This window comes from Streptomyces sp. NPDC056628, from assembly GCF_042792555.1.
Taxonomy (GTDB): domain Bacteria; phylum Actinomycetota; class Actinomycetes; order Streptomycetales; family Streptomycetaceae; genus Streptomyces.
The window spans coordinates 27,583-42,414 of the sequence record NZ_JBHTWG010000002.1 but is presented as its reverse complement, the minus strand read 5'-3'; the positions used below and the strand labels follow the sequence as shown (position 1 = coordinate 42,414).

General features: G+C 72.4%; 17 protein-coding genes. 5 read left to right on the top strand and 12 right to left on the bottom strand.

The features are described from left to right. Positions 1 to 37 precede the first annotated feature (37 nt). Entirely contained in the window at positions 38 to 520 is a 483-nt protein-coding gene (locus ACFRAC_RS03515) for a hypothetical protein (protein ID WP_382920030.1), read from the top strand. Between the two features lie 19 nt (positions 521 to 539). Here ACFRAC_RS03515 and ung read toward each other — a convergent pair whose 3' ends face one another. The 6 genes from ung to ACFRAC_RS03485 form a co-directional block, all read right to left on the bottom strand. Continuing rightward, the gene (gene ung / locus ACFRAC_RS03510; RefSeq protein WP_382920028.1) at positions 540 to 1,223 is read right to left on the bottom strand and encodes a uracil-DNA glycosylase; all 684 of its coding nucleotides are present in this window, start codon (positions 1,221 to 1,223) and stop codon (positions 540 to 542) included. 142 nt (positions 1,224 to 1,365) lie between these two features. Then, positions 1,366 to 2,946 carry an ABC transporter substrate-binding protein gene (locus ACFRAC_RS03505; RefSeq protein WP_382920025.1) on the bottom strand — a complete coding sequence of 527 codons (1,581 nt, stop codon included), beginning with the start codon at positions 2,944 to 2,946 and terminating at the stop codon, positions 1,366 to 1,368. Positions 2,947 to 3,158: 212 nt separating this feature from the next. Beyond that, positions 3,159 to 3,920, bottom strand: a complete 762-nt coding sequence (locus tag ACFRAC_RS03500; RefSeq protein ID WP_382921109.1) for an SDR family oxidoreductase — start codon at positions 3,918 to 3,920, stop codon at positions 3,159 to 3,161. Between the two features lie 28 nt (positions 3,921 to 3,948). Then, entirely contained in the window at positions 3,949 to 4,710 is a 762-nt protein-coding gene (gene fabG / locus ACFRAC_RS03495; protein WP_361346224.1) for a 3-oxoacyl-ACP reductase FabG, read from the bottom strand. A 113-nt stretch (positions 4,711 to 4,823) separates the two neighbouring features. Further along, on the bottom strand, positions 4,824 to 5,273 hold the full coding sequence (locus tag ACFRAC_RS03490; RefSeq protein WP_382920022.1) for a DUF3037 domain-containing protein: 450 nt from the start codon (positions 5,271 to 5,273) through the stop codon (positions 4,824 to 4,826). Next, positions 5,270 to 6,034, bottom strand: coding sequence for a HipA family kinase (locus ACFRAC_RS03485; protein ID WP_382920019.1), 765 nt, complete (start codon positions 6,032 to 6,034; stop codon positions 5,270 to 5,272). Before ACFRAC_RS03485 ends, ACFRAC_RS03490 begins: the two co-directional genes overlap by 4 nt. A 209-nt stretch (positions 6,035 to 6,243) precedes the next feature. On the opposite strand from ACFRAC_RS03485, the gene ACFRAC_RS03480 reads away from it, so the two are divergent. Continuing rightward, positions 6,244 to 6,687: a Rieske (2Fe-2S) protein gene (locus tag ACFRAC_RS03480; RefSeq protein ID WP_382920017.1), complete on the top strand. Its 444-nt coding sequence runs from the start codon at positions 6,244 to 6,246 to the stop codon at positions 6,685 to 6,687. On the opposite strand, the gene ACFRAC_RS03475 is transcribed toward ACFRAC_RS03480, so the two are convergent. Then, positions 6,674 to 7,324: a cysteine hydrolase family protein gene (locus ACFRAC_RS03475; RefSeq protein WP_382920015.1), complete on the bottom strand. Its 651-nt coding sequence runs from the start codon at positions 7,322 to 7,324 to the stop codon at positions 6,674 to 6,676. The genes ACFRAC_RS03480 and ACFRAC_RS03475 overlap by 14 nt on opposite strands. A 138-nt stretch (positions 7,325 to 7,462) precedes the next feature. Here ACFRAC_RS03475 and ACFRAC_RS03470 point away from each other — a divergent pair, with 138 nt between their 5' ends. Next, complete coding sequence (locus ACFRAC_RS03470) at positions 7,463 to 7,930, top strand: pyridoxamine 5'-phosphate oxidase family protein (RefSeq protein ID WP_382920014.1); 468 nt, start codon at positions 7,463 to 7,465, stop codon at positions 7,928 to 7,930. A gap of 16 nt (positions 7,931 to 7,946) precedes the next feature. Here ACFRAC_RS03470 and ACFRAC_RS03465 read toward each other — a convergent pair whose 3' ends face one another. Continuing rightward, positions 7,947 to 8,849 (bottom strand): LysR family transcriptional regulator, encoded by a 903-nt coding sequence (locus ACFRAC_RS03465; RefSeq protein ID WP_361346234.1) that lies wholly within the window; start codon positions 8,847 to 8,849, stop codon positions 7,947 to 7,949. Between the two features lie 74 nt (positions 8,850 to 8,923). Here ACFRAC_RS03465 and ACFRAC_RS03460 point away from each other — a divergent pair, with 74 nt between their 5' ends. Further along, positions 8,924 to 9,859: a DMT family transporter gene (locus ACFRAC_RS03460; protein WP_382920010.1), complete on the top strand. Its 936-nt coding sequence runs from the start codon at positions 8,924 to 8,926 to the stop codon at positions 9,857 to 9,859. Positions 9,860 to 9,932: 73 nt separating this feature from the next. Here the strand turns inward: ACFRAC_RS03460 and ACFRAC_RS03455 are convergent, their stop codons facing one another. Next, positions 9,933 to 11,264 carry an aminotransferase class I/II-fold pyridoxal phosphate-dependent enzyme gene (locus ACFRAC_RS03455; RefSeq protein ID WP_382920007.1) on the bottom strand — a complete coding sequence of 444 codons (1,332 nt, stop codon included), beginning with the start codon at positions 11,262 to 11,264 and terminating at the stop codon, positions 9,933 to 9,935. Between the two features lie 35 nt (positions 11,265 to 11,299). Between ACFRAC_RS03455 and ACFRAC_RS03450 the strand changes: the two genes are divergently transcribed. After that, positions 11,300 to 11,983 carry a pyridoxamine 5'-phosphate oxidase family protein gene (locus tag ACFRAC_RS03450; protein ID WP_382920005.1) on the top strand — a complete coding sequence of 228 codons (684 nt, stop codon included), beginning with the start codon at positions 11,300 to 11,302 and terminating at the stop codon, positions 11,981 to 11,983. Positions 11,984 to 12,030: 47 nt separating this feature from the next. Here the strand turns inward: ACFRAC_RS03450 and ACFRAC_RS03445 are convergent, their stop codons facing one another. The 3 genes from ACFRAC_RS03445 to ACFRAC_RS03435 form a co-directional block, all read right to left on the bottom strand. Beyond that, positions 12,031 to 12,978, bottom strand: a complete 948-nt coding sequence (locus tag ACFRAC_RS03445; protein ID WP_382920002.1) for a DMT family transporter — start codon at positions 12,976 to 12,978, stop codon at positions 12,031 to 12,033. 170 nt (positions 12,979 to 13,148) lie between these two features. Continuing rightward, positions 13,149 to 14,153, bottom strand: a complete 1,005-nt coding sequence (locus tag ACFRAC_RS03440; RefSeq protein WP_382919999.1) for a DMT family transporter — start codon at positions 14,151 to 14,153, stop codon at positions 13,149 to 13,151. Between the two features lie 84 nt (positions 14,154 to 14,237). Beyond that, entirely contained in the window at positions 14,238 to 14,813 is a 576-nt protein-coding gene (locus ACFRAC_RS03435; RefSeq protein WP_382919996.1) for a Clp protease N-terminal domain-containing protein, read from the bottom strand. Positions 14,814 to 14,832 lie beyond the last annotated feature (19 nt).

Genomic DNA, 14,832 nt, shown 5'->3' with positions numbered 1-14,832 from the left:
CGGCGGGGACCCAGCCGACGAGGGCCAGGAGGACACGGTGACGGAGCGACAGGAGCGCACGGCGTCCGATGCCGTGCTGACCCGGATCGGGCAGGTCGTCCTGCTGCACCACGCCGGTGACCGCGAGGAGGCCCGGCGCCGCCTGCTCGACCTGTGGACCGAGCTCGGCGCGGACGGCGACCCGCTGCACCGCTGCACCCTGGCCCACTACCTGGCCGACACCCACGACGATCCCGCCGACGAACTGGCCTGGGACCTGCGGGCGTTGACCGAGGCGGAGAGCGCGGGCCGCGAGGGGTCCACCGCGACTCCCCGGAGCGTCCCCGCGCTGAAGGCGCTGTACCCCTCGCTGCATCTGAATCTGGCGGCCGACTACGTCAAGCTCGACCGCGCCGAGGCGGCGCGGGCCCATCTGCGCCGGGCGCGGGGCGCGGCGGGAGCGCTGGGGGACGACGGCTACGGGGACGGGGTGCGGGCGGAGATCCGCCGGCTGGAGCGGTGTCTGGGCGAGACGCCGTAGCCGACGGCCCCGCGGCGGATCAGCCGAGGTCGGGGATACGCCAGTCGATCGCCTCGTGGCCCTGCCGGGCCACGGCCTCGTTGATCTGGGTGAACGGGCGGGAGCCGAAGAACTTGCGCGCCGACAGGGGCGAGGGGTGGGCGCCCTTGACGACCACGTGCCGCGCCTCGTCGATGAGGGGGAGCTTCTTCTGCGCGTAGTTGCCCCACAGGACGAACACCGCGGGGTCGGGGCGGCTCGCCACGGCCCGGATCACGGCGTCGGTGAACTTCTCCCAGCCCTTGCCCTTGTGCGAGTTGGCCTCGCCGGCGCGGACCGTCAGCACGGCGTTGAGCAGCAGGACGCCCTGCTGGGCCCAGGGCATCAGATAGCCGTTGTCGGGGATGGGGAGGCCGAGCTCCTCGTGCATCTCCTTGTAGATGTTGCGCAGCGACGGCGGTGTCCTGACCCCGGGGCGGACCGAGAAGCACAGCCCGTGCCCCTGGCCCTCGCCGTGGTACGGGTCCTGGCCGAGGACGAGCACCTTGACCTTGTCGTACGGCGTCGCGTCGAGGGCGGCGAAGACCTCCTCGCGCGGCGGGTAGACGGGACCCTTCGCCCGCTCCTCCTCGACGAACTCCGTGAGCTCCTTGAAGTAGGGCTGCTGCAGTTCGTCACCCAGAACCCCGCGCCAGGACTCGGGCAGCATGGCGATGTCGGTCACGTCGACTTCCTAACGGTGTGCGGTGGACGGTGTGCGGTCCACGCGGCCGGTGGCCGCTGTCGGTTCTCCGAACCTACAGGCGCCCACTGACAATCGCCTCGCGGACCGCACGTACCGGCCGGTGCTCCGGTGCAGGGTGTGACTACCAGCTCGTCTTGCGGTACAGCTCGCCCACCATCATGATCGTCGACGGGTCGAGGGCCCGCTCGGACCCGGAGATCTCCGTGCTGGAGGCCACGTACTGGCGGCCCTGCCACAGCGGCAGCAGCCGCGCGTCGTCGACGAGGATGCGCTGGGCCTCCTCGAAGTCCTTGACGACGTTGGCCCGGTCGCTCTGGGCGCGGGAGTTGGGCAGCAGCGTCTCGGTGATCTTCGGCGTCACATAGGGCGTGCCGAGGGCGTTCTGGTTGCCGACGAAGGGCGCGATGAAGTTGTCGGCGTCCGGGAAGTCGGGGAACCAGCCGCGCCCGAACACCGGGTACTCGCCCTTCTGGTAGCCGGAGACGTACGTCTTCCACGGCCGGCTCTTGAGGGTGATCCGGAACAGCCCGGACTTCTCCAGCTGGCGCTTCAGCTCCTCGAACTCGGCCTTGGTCGCGGAGCCGTAGCGGTCGCTGGTGTACCAGAGGGTGAGCGACACCGGGGCCGAGATGCCCTCCTCGGTGAGGATCTTGCGGGCCTTGGCCGTGCTGGGGTCGCCGAAGTCGTCGAAGAAGCCGGTGGTGTGGCCGGTCAGGCCCTTGGGGACCATCGAGTACAGCGGCTCGACGGTGTCCTTGTAGACCTTGTGGGCGATCGCCGGGCGGTCGACGACCTGGGCGATGGCCTTGCGGACGGCGGCCTTGCCGGCCGTGGGGTCCTTCGGGTTGAACACCAGGTAGTTGATCTCGGTGCCGAAGCCCTCGGTGATCTGGAGCTCGTCCTTGTCGTCGGCCTGGAGGGCGACGATGTCGTCGGCGGCGAGACCGCGGAAGGCGACGTCGAGCTCCTTGTCGCGCAGCGCGCCGACCATGGTGGGCGAGTCCTGGAAGTAGCGGATGGTGACCGCGTCGTTCTTGCGTTCCGCGTACCCGTTGTAGGTGTCGTTCTTGACGAGTTCGGCCTGCTTGCCCTCGTCGTACGACTGGAGGTCGTACGGGCCGGACCCGACGATCGAGCGCTCCTCGCGCAGCTTGCCGGCCGGGTACTCCTCGGGGTCCACGATCGACATGGCGGGTGTGGCGAGCACGAACGGGAAGGTCGCGTCGGCCTTGTTGAGGTGGAAGACGACCTCGCGGTCGTTGAGCACCTGGACACGGTCGAGGCTGCCGAGCAGACCGGCCGGGCCGCCGTTGACGTTGATCTTCCGGATGCGGTCGATCGAGTACTTCACGGCCTGGGCGTCGAGCTTGTGCCCGTCGGAGAACTTCAGACCCTCGCGCAGTTCGCACTGGAACTTCTTGTTGGATCCGTCCGTGAACCGGCACTCCTCCGCGGCGTCCGGTTCGGGCGCGCTCGCCCCGGACGGGTAACTGAGCAGCGTCTGGTAGATGTTGCGGAACAACTCCCAGGAACTGTCCCAGGCCGCAGCGGGATCGAGGGTGCTGGGGGCGGCCGTCGTCCCCACGATGATCGGGCCCTGCTCCTCCGAGGAGTCGGAGGAGAGGACACCGCATCCAGCCACCAGGGACGTTATGGACGCGATGGCCGCCACCTGCCGCAGGCGTCGGATCCGCTTGAACACGCGCACGCTCCTCGATCTGCCATACCAAGGGTCGGCAAAACATACCGCAGGCTCACGGCCTGTGAACCTCTCGTCTTGGGAGCACTTTTGCGCATGTGGTTTGACTACGTTGTCAGCGGTTCACCGATCGTGCGATACACCGACAAGGGCGCCACTGTCGTACAGCGGCGCCCTTGTCGGGCCGGCGGATGACCGTGCCGGAGCGGTGTGGATCAGCCGACGCCGGCGTTGAGGAAGATGCCGCCGTCGACGACGAGCGTCTGCCCGGTGACCCAGTCGGACTGGTCGGAGGTGAGGAACGCGGCGGCGCCGCCGATGTCGGACGGCACGCCGAGGCGGGCCAGCGGGTAGGCCGCGGCGGCCTCCTCCTCCCGGCCCTCGTACAGGGCCTCGGCGAACTTCGTCTTCACGACGGCCGGCGCGATGGCGTTGACCCGCACCCTGGGCGCGAACTCGTGCGCGAGCTGCTGGGTGAGGTTGATCAGCGCGGCCTTGCTGACGCCGTAGGCGGCGATGAACGGCGAGGGCGCGATGCCGGCGACGGAGGCGATGTTGACGATCGCGCCGCCGTTGTCCTTCTGCCAGGCGTGCCACGTCTTCTGCGCGAAGCCGAGCGCCGAGACCACGTTGGTCTCGAACACCTTGCGCGCGACCCCGAGGTCGAGGTCGGCGATCGGCCCGAAGACCGGGTTGGTGCCGGCGTTGTTGACCAGGTAGTCGATCCGGCCGAACGCCTCCATGGCGCGCTCGACGGCGACGGCCTGGTGGGCCTCGTCGTGTGCCTTGCCGACCACGTGGACGGCCCGGTCGGCGCCGAGCTGCTCGACGGCCTCCTTGAGGGCGTCCTCGTTGCGGCCGGTGATGACGACGCGGTCGCCGCGGGCGACGAGCGCCTCGGCGACGCCGTAGCCGATGCCTCGGCTGGCGCCCGTGATGAGGGCGACCTTGCCGGAGAGTGCGGGCAGTTCAGTCATGTCTGTCATTTCCGCGTATCCCTGATCCCTAGTCGAGCGGTCCGCCGGCCACGTACAGGACCTGGCCGGAGACGAAGCCGGCGGCCTCGCCGGTGAAGAAGGCGATGGCGTTGGCGATGTCCTCGGGCTCACCCACGCGGGCCACCGGGATCTGGGTGGCGGCGGCGGCCTTGAAGTCCTCGAAGCCCATGCCGACCCGGTCGGCGGTGGCCTTGGTCATCTCGGTGGCGATGAAGCCGGGGGCGACCGCGTTGGCGGTGACGCCGAACTTGCCGAGCTCCTTGGCGAGCGTCTTGGTGAAGCCCTGCAGACCGGCCTTGGCGGCGGAGTAGTTGACCTGGCCGCGGTTGCCGAGCGCCGAGGACGACGAGAGGTTGACGATACGACCGAAGCCCGCGTCCACCATGTGCTTCTGGCAGGCCTTCGACATCAGGAAGGCGCCGCGCAGGTGCACGTTCATGACGGTGTCCCAGTCGGAGACGCTCATCTTGAACAGCAGGTTGTCACGGAGCACACCGGCGTTGTTGACGAGGATCGTCGGGGCGCCGAGCTCGTCGGCGATACGGGCGACCGCCGCCTCGACCTGGGCCTCGTCCGAGACGTCGCAGCCGACCGCGAGGGCCTTGCCGCCGGCCGCGGTGATCTTCTCCACGGTGTCCTTGCAGGCGGCCTCGTCGAGGTCGATGACGGCGACCGCGCGGCCCTCGGCCGCCAGCCGTACGGCGGTGGCGGCGCCGATGCCGCGCGCTCCGCCGGTGACGACGGCGACCCGCTGCTCAGTGGTGGACATCAGTGACTCTCCTCAGGTGAGCGACCGCTTAGTACCTTCGATGGACGTGACGCTAGAAGTCCTGGCACGCGGTGTCAACGGCCACCGCGCGCATGTGATCCATTACCCGTCCGTCACCGCACCAGCCGGTCGAGCAGCCGTTCGGTCTCGGCCGCCGGGTCGAGGGTGAGCCCGGTGTGCACGGGCCCCGGCTGCACGACGGTCGAGCGGGGCGCGATCAGCCAGCGGAAACGGCGTCCCGCGTCGTCGCCGGCGGCCTGTCCCGCCTCCTCGCCGGCGCCGCAGACGCGCTCGACCGCGTCGAGGGCGGCCCGTACGCCCGCCACGTCCGCGTCCGGGTCCAGGGCGAGCAGCCGCCGCTCGTCGAGGTGGGTGCGGGCCCCGAGATAGCCGCGGGCCCGGCAGTACACGAGGATGCCGGCGTTGACGCACTCGCCGCGCTCGATCCGGGGGACGACCCGCAGCAGGGCGTACTCGAAGACGTCCCGTTCGTTGGCCTCGCCGCCCCGGATGATGTGGCGCTCGACGACGTGGCCCGCCATGTGGATGTGCCGCTCGCTCACGCGACCTCCTCGATCCCGGTGATGCGCTCGTGGACGGCGGCCGCGCGCGCGAGCAGCGGTCGCGCGTAAGCCCGCCGCAGGTCGCCAGTGGTGGCGAAGCCGGGCTCGCCGGCCAGCCAGGCGTCCGGGATCTCCGCGGTGACCTCCGTCAGCAGGTCTTCGGTGACGCGGGGCGCGAGGTCGGCCGCGGCGGCCGCGACGTCCGGCGCGAACCGGGCCAGGGCGTGGTCCGAGGCGTCGTAGGGGCGGGCGGCGGATGCCTCGGCGCCGGGCCAGTTGTGGTGCCAGATCATCGTGGCGCCGTGGTCGATGAGCCACAGTTCGCCCTGCCACATCAGCAGGTTGGGGTTGCGCCAGGAGCGGTCGACGTTGTTCACCAGCGCGTCGAACCACAGGACGCGGCCCGCCTCCTCGGGGCTCACCTCGAAGGCGAGCGGGTCGAAGCCCAGCGCGCCGGAGAGGAAGTCCATGCCGAGGTTGGTGCCCCCGCTGGACCGGAGCAGGTCCTGCACCTGCTGCTCGGGTTCGCCGAGCCCCAGCACCGGGTCGAGTTCCATCGTGACCAGCCGGGGCACCCGCAGGCCGAGCCGGCGGGCGAGTTCGCCGCAGACGACCTCCGCGACGAGTGTCTTGCGCCCCTGACCGGCCCCGGTGAACTTCATGACGTAGGTCCCGAAGTCGTCGGCCTCGACGAGTCCCGGCAGCGAGCCGCCCTCACGCAGCGGCGTGATGTAGCGGGTCGCGATGACTTCCTTGAGCATCGCCCCAGGTTACTGGCGTCGGAGCGTGGGCAGGGGGCCCGGTCGCCGCCGCGCCGACAGCGGACCGACAGCGGTCGACAGCGGACCGACAGCTCCCCTTTACCCGCGCCCGAGGTCCGGCACGACAGGATTTCCGCAGCGTCTGAACAAGGGGTCCCCAGGGACCGTACCTCTCGGCAGATCACGAGTGACCGGAAGGAAACGTCAGCATGACCAGCGAATCAGTTCAGCCGATGCCGGGCCCGAGCCGCCGTACCGTCGTGGCGGCGGTGGGCGCGGCGGGGCTCGCCGTCGCGCTGACCGCGTGCGGATCCGAGGACGAGGCGTCCGGCTCGTCCACGGAGCAGGGAGCGGCGGCGGGCGGCGGTGCCGCCCTCGCGAAGACGGCGGACATCCCGGAGGGCGGCGGCAAGGTCTTCGACGCCGAGAAGGTGGTCGTCTCGCAGCCCGCGGCCGGGGACTTCAAGGCGTTCTCGACGATCTGCACCCACCAGAACTGCCCGATGACGGACCTCAAGGAGGACACGCTGTCCTGCGCCTGTCACGGCAGCCAGTTCTCCGTCCTGGACGGCAGCGTGAAGAAGGGCCCGGCGACCCAGCCGCTGACCACGAAGAAGATCAGCGTGTCCGGCGACTCCATCACGCTGGCCTGACGCGCGGCGCCCGCGCGAGTCGGTCCAGGACCTCGTCCGTGGTGACGACGGTGGCGACGAGCGCGAGGGTGTGGGCGACCATCGCGGGGGTGTACGAGGAGGGCACCCCCGCGATGGCGTCCCGCGGCACGACCACGGCATAGCCCCGGTTCACCGCGTCGAGGACGGCGTTGGGCACGGCCACGTTGGCCGAGACGCCGGCGACGACGAGCGTGCGGCAGCCGAGGTTGCGCAGGAGGGCGTCGACCTCGGTGCCCTGGATCGGGGACAGGCCGTGCAGGCGGCGTACGACGAGGTCCTGTTCGGCGACCTCGATCGGCGCCGCCACGCGGACCGCGTCGGTGCCGGACAGCTGCCGGACGGGGAGCCGTTCGGCGGCGCGGAAGAGCCGGGCGTTGCGGTTGGCGCCGCGGCCGTCCGGGCGGCGTTCGGCGATCGCGTGGATCACCTGCACCCCGCTCGCGTGGGCGCCGGCCACCAGCCGGGCGACCTGCGTGAGGGCGCCCGATCCGCGTGCCTCGTCGGCGAGTTCGGGCAGGGCGCTGTGGGGGCCGACGACGCCGTTCTGGCACTCGACGGTGAGCAGGACGGTGGTCGCGGGGTCGAGGAGGTCGTCGAGCTCGGCGTGCGGCGGCATGGTCTCCCCCAGGGGCCGACGGCGGCGTGGGCCGCGAGGGTAGTCACCATTGCGTGGGGACGGAAGACGACTCATCCTTTTCTGACGTGATGTCAGAGGATCTCTCCTCTGGCACGACGTGGGAGAAGAGAGGGCCGTATGACCGTCACTCAGCGCCGGGGCCGGAAGATCATGATGTCTCCGGGCGAGCTGGACGCGTTCCTCACCGAACAGCGCACCTGCCGGGTCGCCACGGTGTCCGCCGACGGCTTTCCGCATGTCAGCGCCCTGTGGTTCGCGTGGGACGGCACGTCGCTGTGGCTGTACTCGGTGGTCCGCAGCAAACGCTGGGCCGATCTGCGCCGCGATCCCCGGGTCGCGATCGTTGTCGACACGGGCGAGGAGTACGAGCAGTTGCGCGGTGTGGAGCTGTCCGGCACGGTCGAGTTCGTGGGCGAGGCCCCGCGCGTGGGCGAGCTGTGCGCCGAACTCGACGTGCCGGAGACGCTGTTCGCCCGCAAGAACTTCGGCATCGAGGAGATGCCGCACGACGGGCGGCACGCCTGGGTCCGGCTGACCCCGGAGAGGATCGTGTCCTGGGACTTCCGGAAGCTGGGGTCGGCGTAGCGGGTCCGCGAGCCCGTCAGACGGCGTCCTCCGCCGCCGAGCGCAGCGCCCGCACCGCCGCCCGGATCGACGGGCGGCGGTCCGCGTCCGCGCGCCACACGGCGTAGACGTGCCGGTGGACGCTCTCGCGCACCGGCACCGCCCGCACCCCGGGCGGCATGGGGTCGCGGCCGAGCCGGGGCGCCACACAGACGCCCAGTCCGGCGGCGACGAGGGCCAGTTGGGTGTGGTGCTCCTCGGCGCGGTGGGCGATGCGTGGCTCGATGCCCTCGGTGCGCAGGGTGTAGAGCAGCCACTCGTGGCAGAACTCGCCCTCGGGCCAGGCGACCCATTCGTCGTCCGCGAAGTCCTCCATGGTGACCTCGGCGCGCTCCGCCAGCGGGTGCCCCTCGGGCATGGCGATCTCCACACGGTCCTTGAGGATGGACGCCTTGGCGAGCCCCTCGGGCATCGGCAGGGGCTTGTTGTGCCAGTCGAGGACGACGGCGAGGTCGGCGTCCCCGCGGACCACCGCGGCGACCCCTCCCTCGGGCTCCAGCTCCCGTGACCGCACGCGCAGCGCCGGGTGCTCGGCGCGCAGGGCGGTGAGCGCGGCGGGGAAGAGCCCGCGCAGGGCGGTGGGGAAAGCGACGAGCCGCAGCTCGCCGACCACCTGCCCGCGCTGCGCCTCCAGGTCGGACTGGGCCAGTTCGACCTGGGACAGGATGCGCGCCGCGTGCTCGGCGAGCAGCCGCCCGGCGTCGGTGAGCCGCACGCCCCGGCCGTTCTTGGCGAGGAGCCTCTGGCCGACCTCGCGCTCCAGCTTGGACATCTGCTGGGAGACGGCCGAGGTCGTGATGTGCAGCCCCTCGGCCGCACCGCTGACCGAGCCGTGCCGGGCGAGGGCGTCGAGGGTGCGCAGGCGCTCCAGGTTCAACATGTAAGCGATGCTACGAGATATCGTGCGCGAAATCTCGATTGTGCTACGAGATCATCGTGCCGCATCGTAGGGTCATGACCACCGCCACCACCCCGCCCATTCCCACCGCGGCACCGGACCTCCCCCGCCCCCGTCCTCGCCTCGGCTGGCGTCTGCGGTTCGCCGCCCTCTCGCTGATCTGGGGCTTCAGCTTTCTGCTGATCAAGGTGGGCACCGATGGGTACGCCCCCTTCCAGGTCACGCTGGGGCGGCTGGTGTTCGGTACCGCGGTGCTGGCGGCGGCGATGGCGGTCAAGCGGGAGCGGCTGCCGCGCGGGGCGCGTACGTGGGGGCATCTGGCGGTGGCCGCGTTCCTGCTGAACGCGCTGCCGTTCTCGCTGTTCGCGTACTCCGAGTTGACGATCCCGTCGACGCTCGCCGGCATCTGCAACGCCACCTCGCCGCTGTGGGGCATGGCCCTGTCGATGGTCGCGCTCTCCGAGGACCGGCCCACGCGCGTGCGGGTCGCCGGGCTGGGGATCGGTTTCGTCGGCGTGCTGACGGTGCTGGGCGCCTGGCAGGGGTTCGACGGGCTGGACGCCAGGGGTACGGCGATGGCGCTCCTGGCCTCGCTGAGCTACCCGATCGGCTGGATCTACGTCCGCCGCACACTGGCCGGGAACGGCTCCTCGCACCTGGCGCTCACCGGCGCCCAGTTGCTGCTGGCCACGGTGCAACTGGCGGTCGTCACACCCTTGTTCACGTCCCTCCCGACCCGCTTCCCGCTGCTCCCCTCGCTGGCCGTGGTCGCCCTGGGCGCGCTCGGCACCGGACTGGCGGTGCTGATCCAGTACGGACTGGTCGCCGAGGTCGGTCCGACGACGGCCCAGATGGTCACGTACTTCATCCCAGTCATCGCCACGGCGGCGGGCGTGGCCGTCCTGGGCGAGTCCCTCGCGTGGTCGACCCCGGTCGGAGCGGTGATCGTCCTGGCGGGCGCGGCACTGACACAGGTGAAGCGGGGCACCTGACCGGACGGGGCGGCGCCCCTGGGGGTGTCGCGCCGATCAGGCCGGGCGCGACCGGCAGGACACGACCGAGCACTCAGACATAGCTCCGTACCGGTGCCCGGCCCACCGCCGCCGCCACCGCGTCCGCCAGGGGGCCGGCCTCCTCCGGGCGCAGGGTCGACGTGGTGACCCTGATGCCGGGCGGGGCCGAGGTGCGGAAGCGGGCGCCCGGGGCGACCGCCCAGCCGGCGTGGAGCAGGCGCGAGACGGCTCCGGTCTCGTCGGGCACCGGGACCCAGACGTTCAGGCCACTGCGCCCGTGGGCCTCGATCCCCCGCTCGGCCAGGGCCCGCAGCAGCAGGTCCCGGCGTTCGCCGTACGCCGCCGCCACGGCCGCCGGGTCGTGTCCGCCGTCGGTCCACAGCCGTACCACCGCCCGCTGCACCAGCCTGCTCACCCAGCCGGCTCCGAGGCGCTGCCGCCCGCGCACCCGGTCCACGGTGACGTCGTCGCCGGTGAGCACGGCGAGGCGCAGGTCCGGTCCGTACGCCTTGGCGACCGAGCGGACGAAGGCCCAGTGCCGCGTCCCGCCCGCGAGGTGGTGCAGGGGCAGGTCGACGATCCCGTGCCCGTGGTCGTCCTCGATCAGCAGCACGTCGGGATGGTCCCGCAGTACGGAGCGCAGGGCACGCGCGCGCGGGGCGCTCACCACGGCGCCGGTGGGGTTCTGCATACGGTCGGTGACGATCAGTGCCCGCGCGCCCGAGGCGAGGGCCCGCCGTACGTCCTCGGGCAGCGGTCCGTCGTCGTCGACGCCCACCGGGGCGAGCCGCAGCCCCAGGGCCGGGACCAGGTCGAGCAGGGCGCCCCAGCCGGGGTCCTCGACGGCGACGGTGTCGCCGGGCTTGAGGTGGGCCTCCAGGACGCGTTCGATGGCGTCGAGGGAGCCCGAGGCGACGGCCGGCGGACCGGACGGCACCCCGTCGGCGTCCAGGGCCGTCCGCGCGAGGCGCGCCAGCTCCGGCTCCACGGGGTCGGCGCCGTACAGGACGGGCTCCCGGTCCCCCTGCTCTCCGGCGGCCGCGAACGCCCGCGCCAGCGACGGCAGCAGCGCCGGGTCGGGATTGCCGCTCGCCACGTCCCGGACGCCCTCGGGCGCCTCGACCCGGATGTACTCGCGCCCGGTCGTGGCGGGCCTGGGCCGCACCCGGCTGCCCCGCCGGCCCGCGGTCTCGATGACGCCGCGCTCCCGCAGGATGCGGTAGGCGGCGGCGACCGTGTTGGGGTTCACCCCGAGACCCGCCGCCAGCTCCCGCATGGGCGGCAGCGGTTGACCGGGCTCCAGCTCACCCGTCCCGACCCCGCGCTCGACGCTCGACGCGATCTCCGTCGCGCGCCGCCCTTCGATCCGATATTCTCCTAGCACAAACAACATTATGCACTAGTGCAATGGAGGGCACCATGCAGGTGACCCAGCAGCAGACCCCGCCGCCCGGCGCCTACACACCGACGGACCGCACGGTCCCCACCCGCTCCCCACAGCGGGCGTCGTACGACAGGGAGTTGGTGCACGCGATACTCGACGAGGCCTATGTCTGCCACCTCGGGTTCGTCCGTGACGGCGCCCCGGTCGTGCTGCCCACGCTGTTCGCCCGCGTCGGCGAGACGCTCTACGTCCACGGCTCGACGGGCTCCCGTCCGCTGCGGATGACCGGCGAGACGGACCCGGGGCTCCCCGTCTGCCTGACGGTCACTCACGTGGACGCGCTGATCCTGGCCCGCTCCGCCTTCCACCACTCGATCAACTACCGCTCGGTCGTGGTGCACGGCACCGCCCACCAGGTGACGGACCCCGAGGAGAAGCGGATCGCCCTGGACGCCCTGGTCGACCACGTCGTACCCGGCCGGGCCGCCGACTCCCGGCCGGCGAACAAGAAGGAACTGGCGGCCACCGCGGTGATCCGCCTCGGCCTGGACGAGGTCTCCGCCAAGCTCCGCACCGGCGGCGTCAACGACGAGCCCGAGGACCTGGCCCTCCCCCACTGGGCCGGGGTCGTCCCCCTGCGCAAGGGCTACGGGACTCCCGTCGGCGACCCCTCCCTCGCCCCCGGCACCGCTCTCCCGGACTACCTCGGCACCCGCTGAGCACCGCACCGCGAGGGGCCCCTCCCGACGGAAGGGGCCCCCGGGGGTCACGCCGGGCGCGGGCGGTCCCGCCGGACTCCCCGGGCCTCCGCGAGCGCGAGCCCGACGACGGACCCGAGCATCAGCAGGGTGCCCAGACAGGTCGCCGCCGTGAGCTGCTCACCGAGCAGGAGCACCGCCAGCACCGCGGCGCTGACCGGCTCGAGCAGCATGATCACGGACACGGTGGCCGAGCGCACGGCGGCCGCGCCCGCGAAGTAGAGGGCGTACGCGAGCGCGGTCGGCACGGCCGCGATGTACAGCAGGAGCCAGCCGACCCGCGCGGGTTCGGCCGCGTGCGGCACGAGCCCCTCCGCCAGGGCGAGCGGCAGCAGGCACACGCTGGTCACCGCGAAGGCCCACACGGACGTGGAGGCGGCGTCGGCCCCTCCGTCCCGGCCCCACTTGCGCGTCAGCAGCGTCATCACGGAGTACCCGGCCGCGGACAGCAGCGCCAGCAGCACACCGGCGGGCCGTACGGTCGCCCCGGCGTCGCCGAGCGCCATCACGCCGAGCCCGGCCAGCGCTCCGGCCACGGCCACCACTCCCCCGCGCCCCAGCCGCTCGCCCAGCATCAGCCGGGCGCCGAGCGCGATGAACACGGGACCGGCGCCGAGGGTGACGACGGTGCCCACCGCGAGACCGGTGGCCTGCACCGCGGCGAAGTAGGCGGTCTGGAAGACGGCGAGGCCCAGACCCGTGGCCCCGGCCCGCAGCATCCGGCGCCGCAGCGGCGCGGGGTCGGCCGCGCGGGTGCGCGGACGCATCAGATGGACGGCGAGCAGCAGCAGGAAGCCGACCGCGCAGCGCCAGAAGGACAGCGTGACCGGTCCCATGTCACTGGCCCGGTAGACCAGGGAGGCGGCGGCGCCCGCGGTGCCCCAGGCGGCACCGGCGACGACGAGGAAGAGCAGGCCACGCCCGACGGGCAGGCCGGACAGAGCGGTGTTCGACACGATTGGTTCTCCGCAGACTTGCAGAAGGTACGGACCCGGCTCAGCGGGGTCCAGGGGACGCGTCTGCGGGCAGCACGGCACCGCCCGGCGCGGCCGGGCGGACGATCCGGAGGGCCCGCCTCAGGCGGCCGGAGGCGGAAGAACGCGTGTCATCGGCATGATGGCGCACCTTAGGCGACGTTTTCCCGCGCGGACAACTCGGGGTCGATCCCTCCGGCCGCCACCCATTGCGGCGCGCCCTTCGCGGGTGCCGAGGACTGCGCGATGAAGGCGCCGGCCAGGACGACGGCACCGCCGACGATCTGCGGGGCGGACAGGTGCTCGCCGAGCAGGAACCAGGCCAGCACGGTCGCGATGACCGCCTCGAGGCAGGCGACGACCCCGGCGACCTGCGGCGAGAGCCGGCGCACCGAGACCACGCCGGTGACGTAGGCGACGACGGTGGCGATCAGGACGATCCAGGCCAGCAGCAGCACGGCCGGTACCGGTGTGCCGTCCATGCGGGCGGTGCCGCCGAGCACGCCCCAGTCCATCGTCCACGGGCGGGCGACGACCGTGAGCACGGCGGCGCCGACCAGGAGGCCGTACGCGATGACCCCGAGCGGGTCCGGGACGTCGGCGCCGGAGTCGCTGCCCTGGTCGGACAGGACGAAGTAGCCGACCTGGCAGCAGGCGGCGCCGAGCGCGAGGAGCAGTCCGAGGGCGTCGAAGCCGAGGCCCGCCCAGACCTCGACGACACAGGCGAGGCCGCCGACGGCGAGGACCACGCCGAGAGCGGCGGCACGGGTGACGGGCCGCCGCTGCACGAACCGGACCCAGCCGAGGACGAGCGCCGGCGCCAGATACTCCACGAGCAGCGCGACACCGACCGGGATACGGGAGATGGAGGCGAAGTAGAACGCCTGCACACCGGCCACACCGAGCAGTCCGAACCCCGCGAGCAGGGCGGGCCTCCGGCGGACCAGGGCCCGGTGGCGTACGGCCAGCGGCAGCATCACGAGGGCCGCGCCGGCCACCCGCAGCCACACCACGTGGAGCGGGTCGAGCCCCGCCTCGATCAGCGGCTTCGCCGCGACACCGGACCCACCGAAGGCGATCGCGGAGCCGACCGCCAGACCGAGCCCGATCCCTTTGCCGCGGCCGGCCAGGCCGCTCTCAGACGTGTGCACCGGCACATGATGACAGGCGTTGACATGAGCGTCATCCCCGGTGACACCTGTCTCGTTGGGTGGACATCGGAGGCACGCGCACCAACGCGGCTAACGCGCACCCTCGATACCGGGTGCGAACTCGCCGTACCCCTCCTCGCCGTGCCCCTCCTCGCCGTGCCCCTCGTCGATCCGGGCGCGCAGGCCGTCCACGTCGACTCCGGCGCGCCGCAGCACCTCCACGGCGCGGGCCCGCGGATCCCGTACGAGCGCCCCGAGCAGGTCGACGCCCCGGGCCAGCGGATCGCCGCGGCGAGCGGCCCGCAGGCGGCAGTCGTGCATCGCGTCCGCGGCCAGCGGGGAGAGACCGTCGCCGGCCTGCGCTGGCAGGGCTCCCGAGTCCTCCACGGTGCCCTGCCAGCGCAGGCCGTAGCCGATGCTGCGCTGGACGAGGTAGCCGAGCAGACGGGCGACCTGGGGCCCGTCGCCGACGACGACATGGACGTCCGGGTCGTGTTCCAGGAGCGAGTGCAGCAGATGGGCCGTGTCGGCGTGCCGGTCCCGGTCGCGGACCGCCCGGCGGCGGGCGCCGGAGACCACCGCCGCCAGCTCGTCGCTGAGTCGGGCGGCGTCCTGGCGCCGGGAGTCCTCTTCCTGGGGGGACTGCCGGGGGATACGGGGCTGCACATGTTCACCCCATCAACTA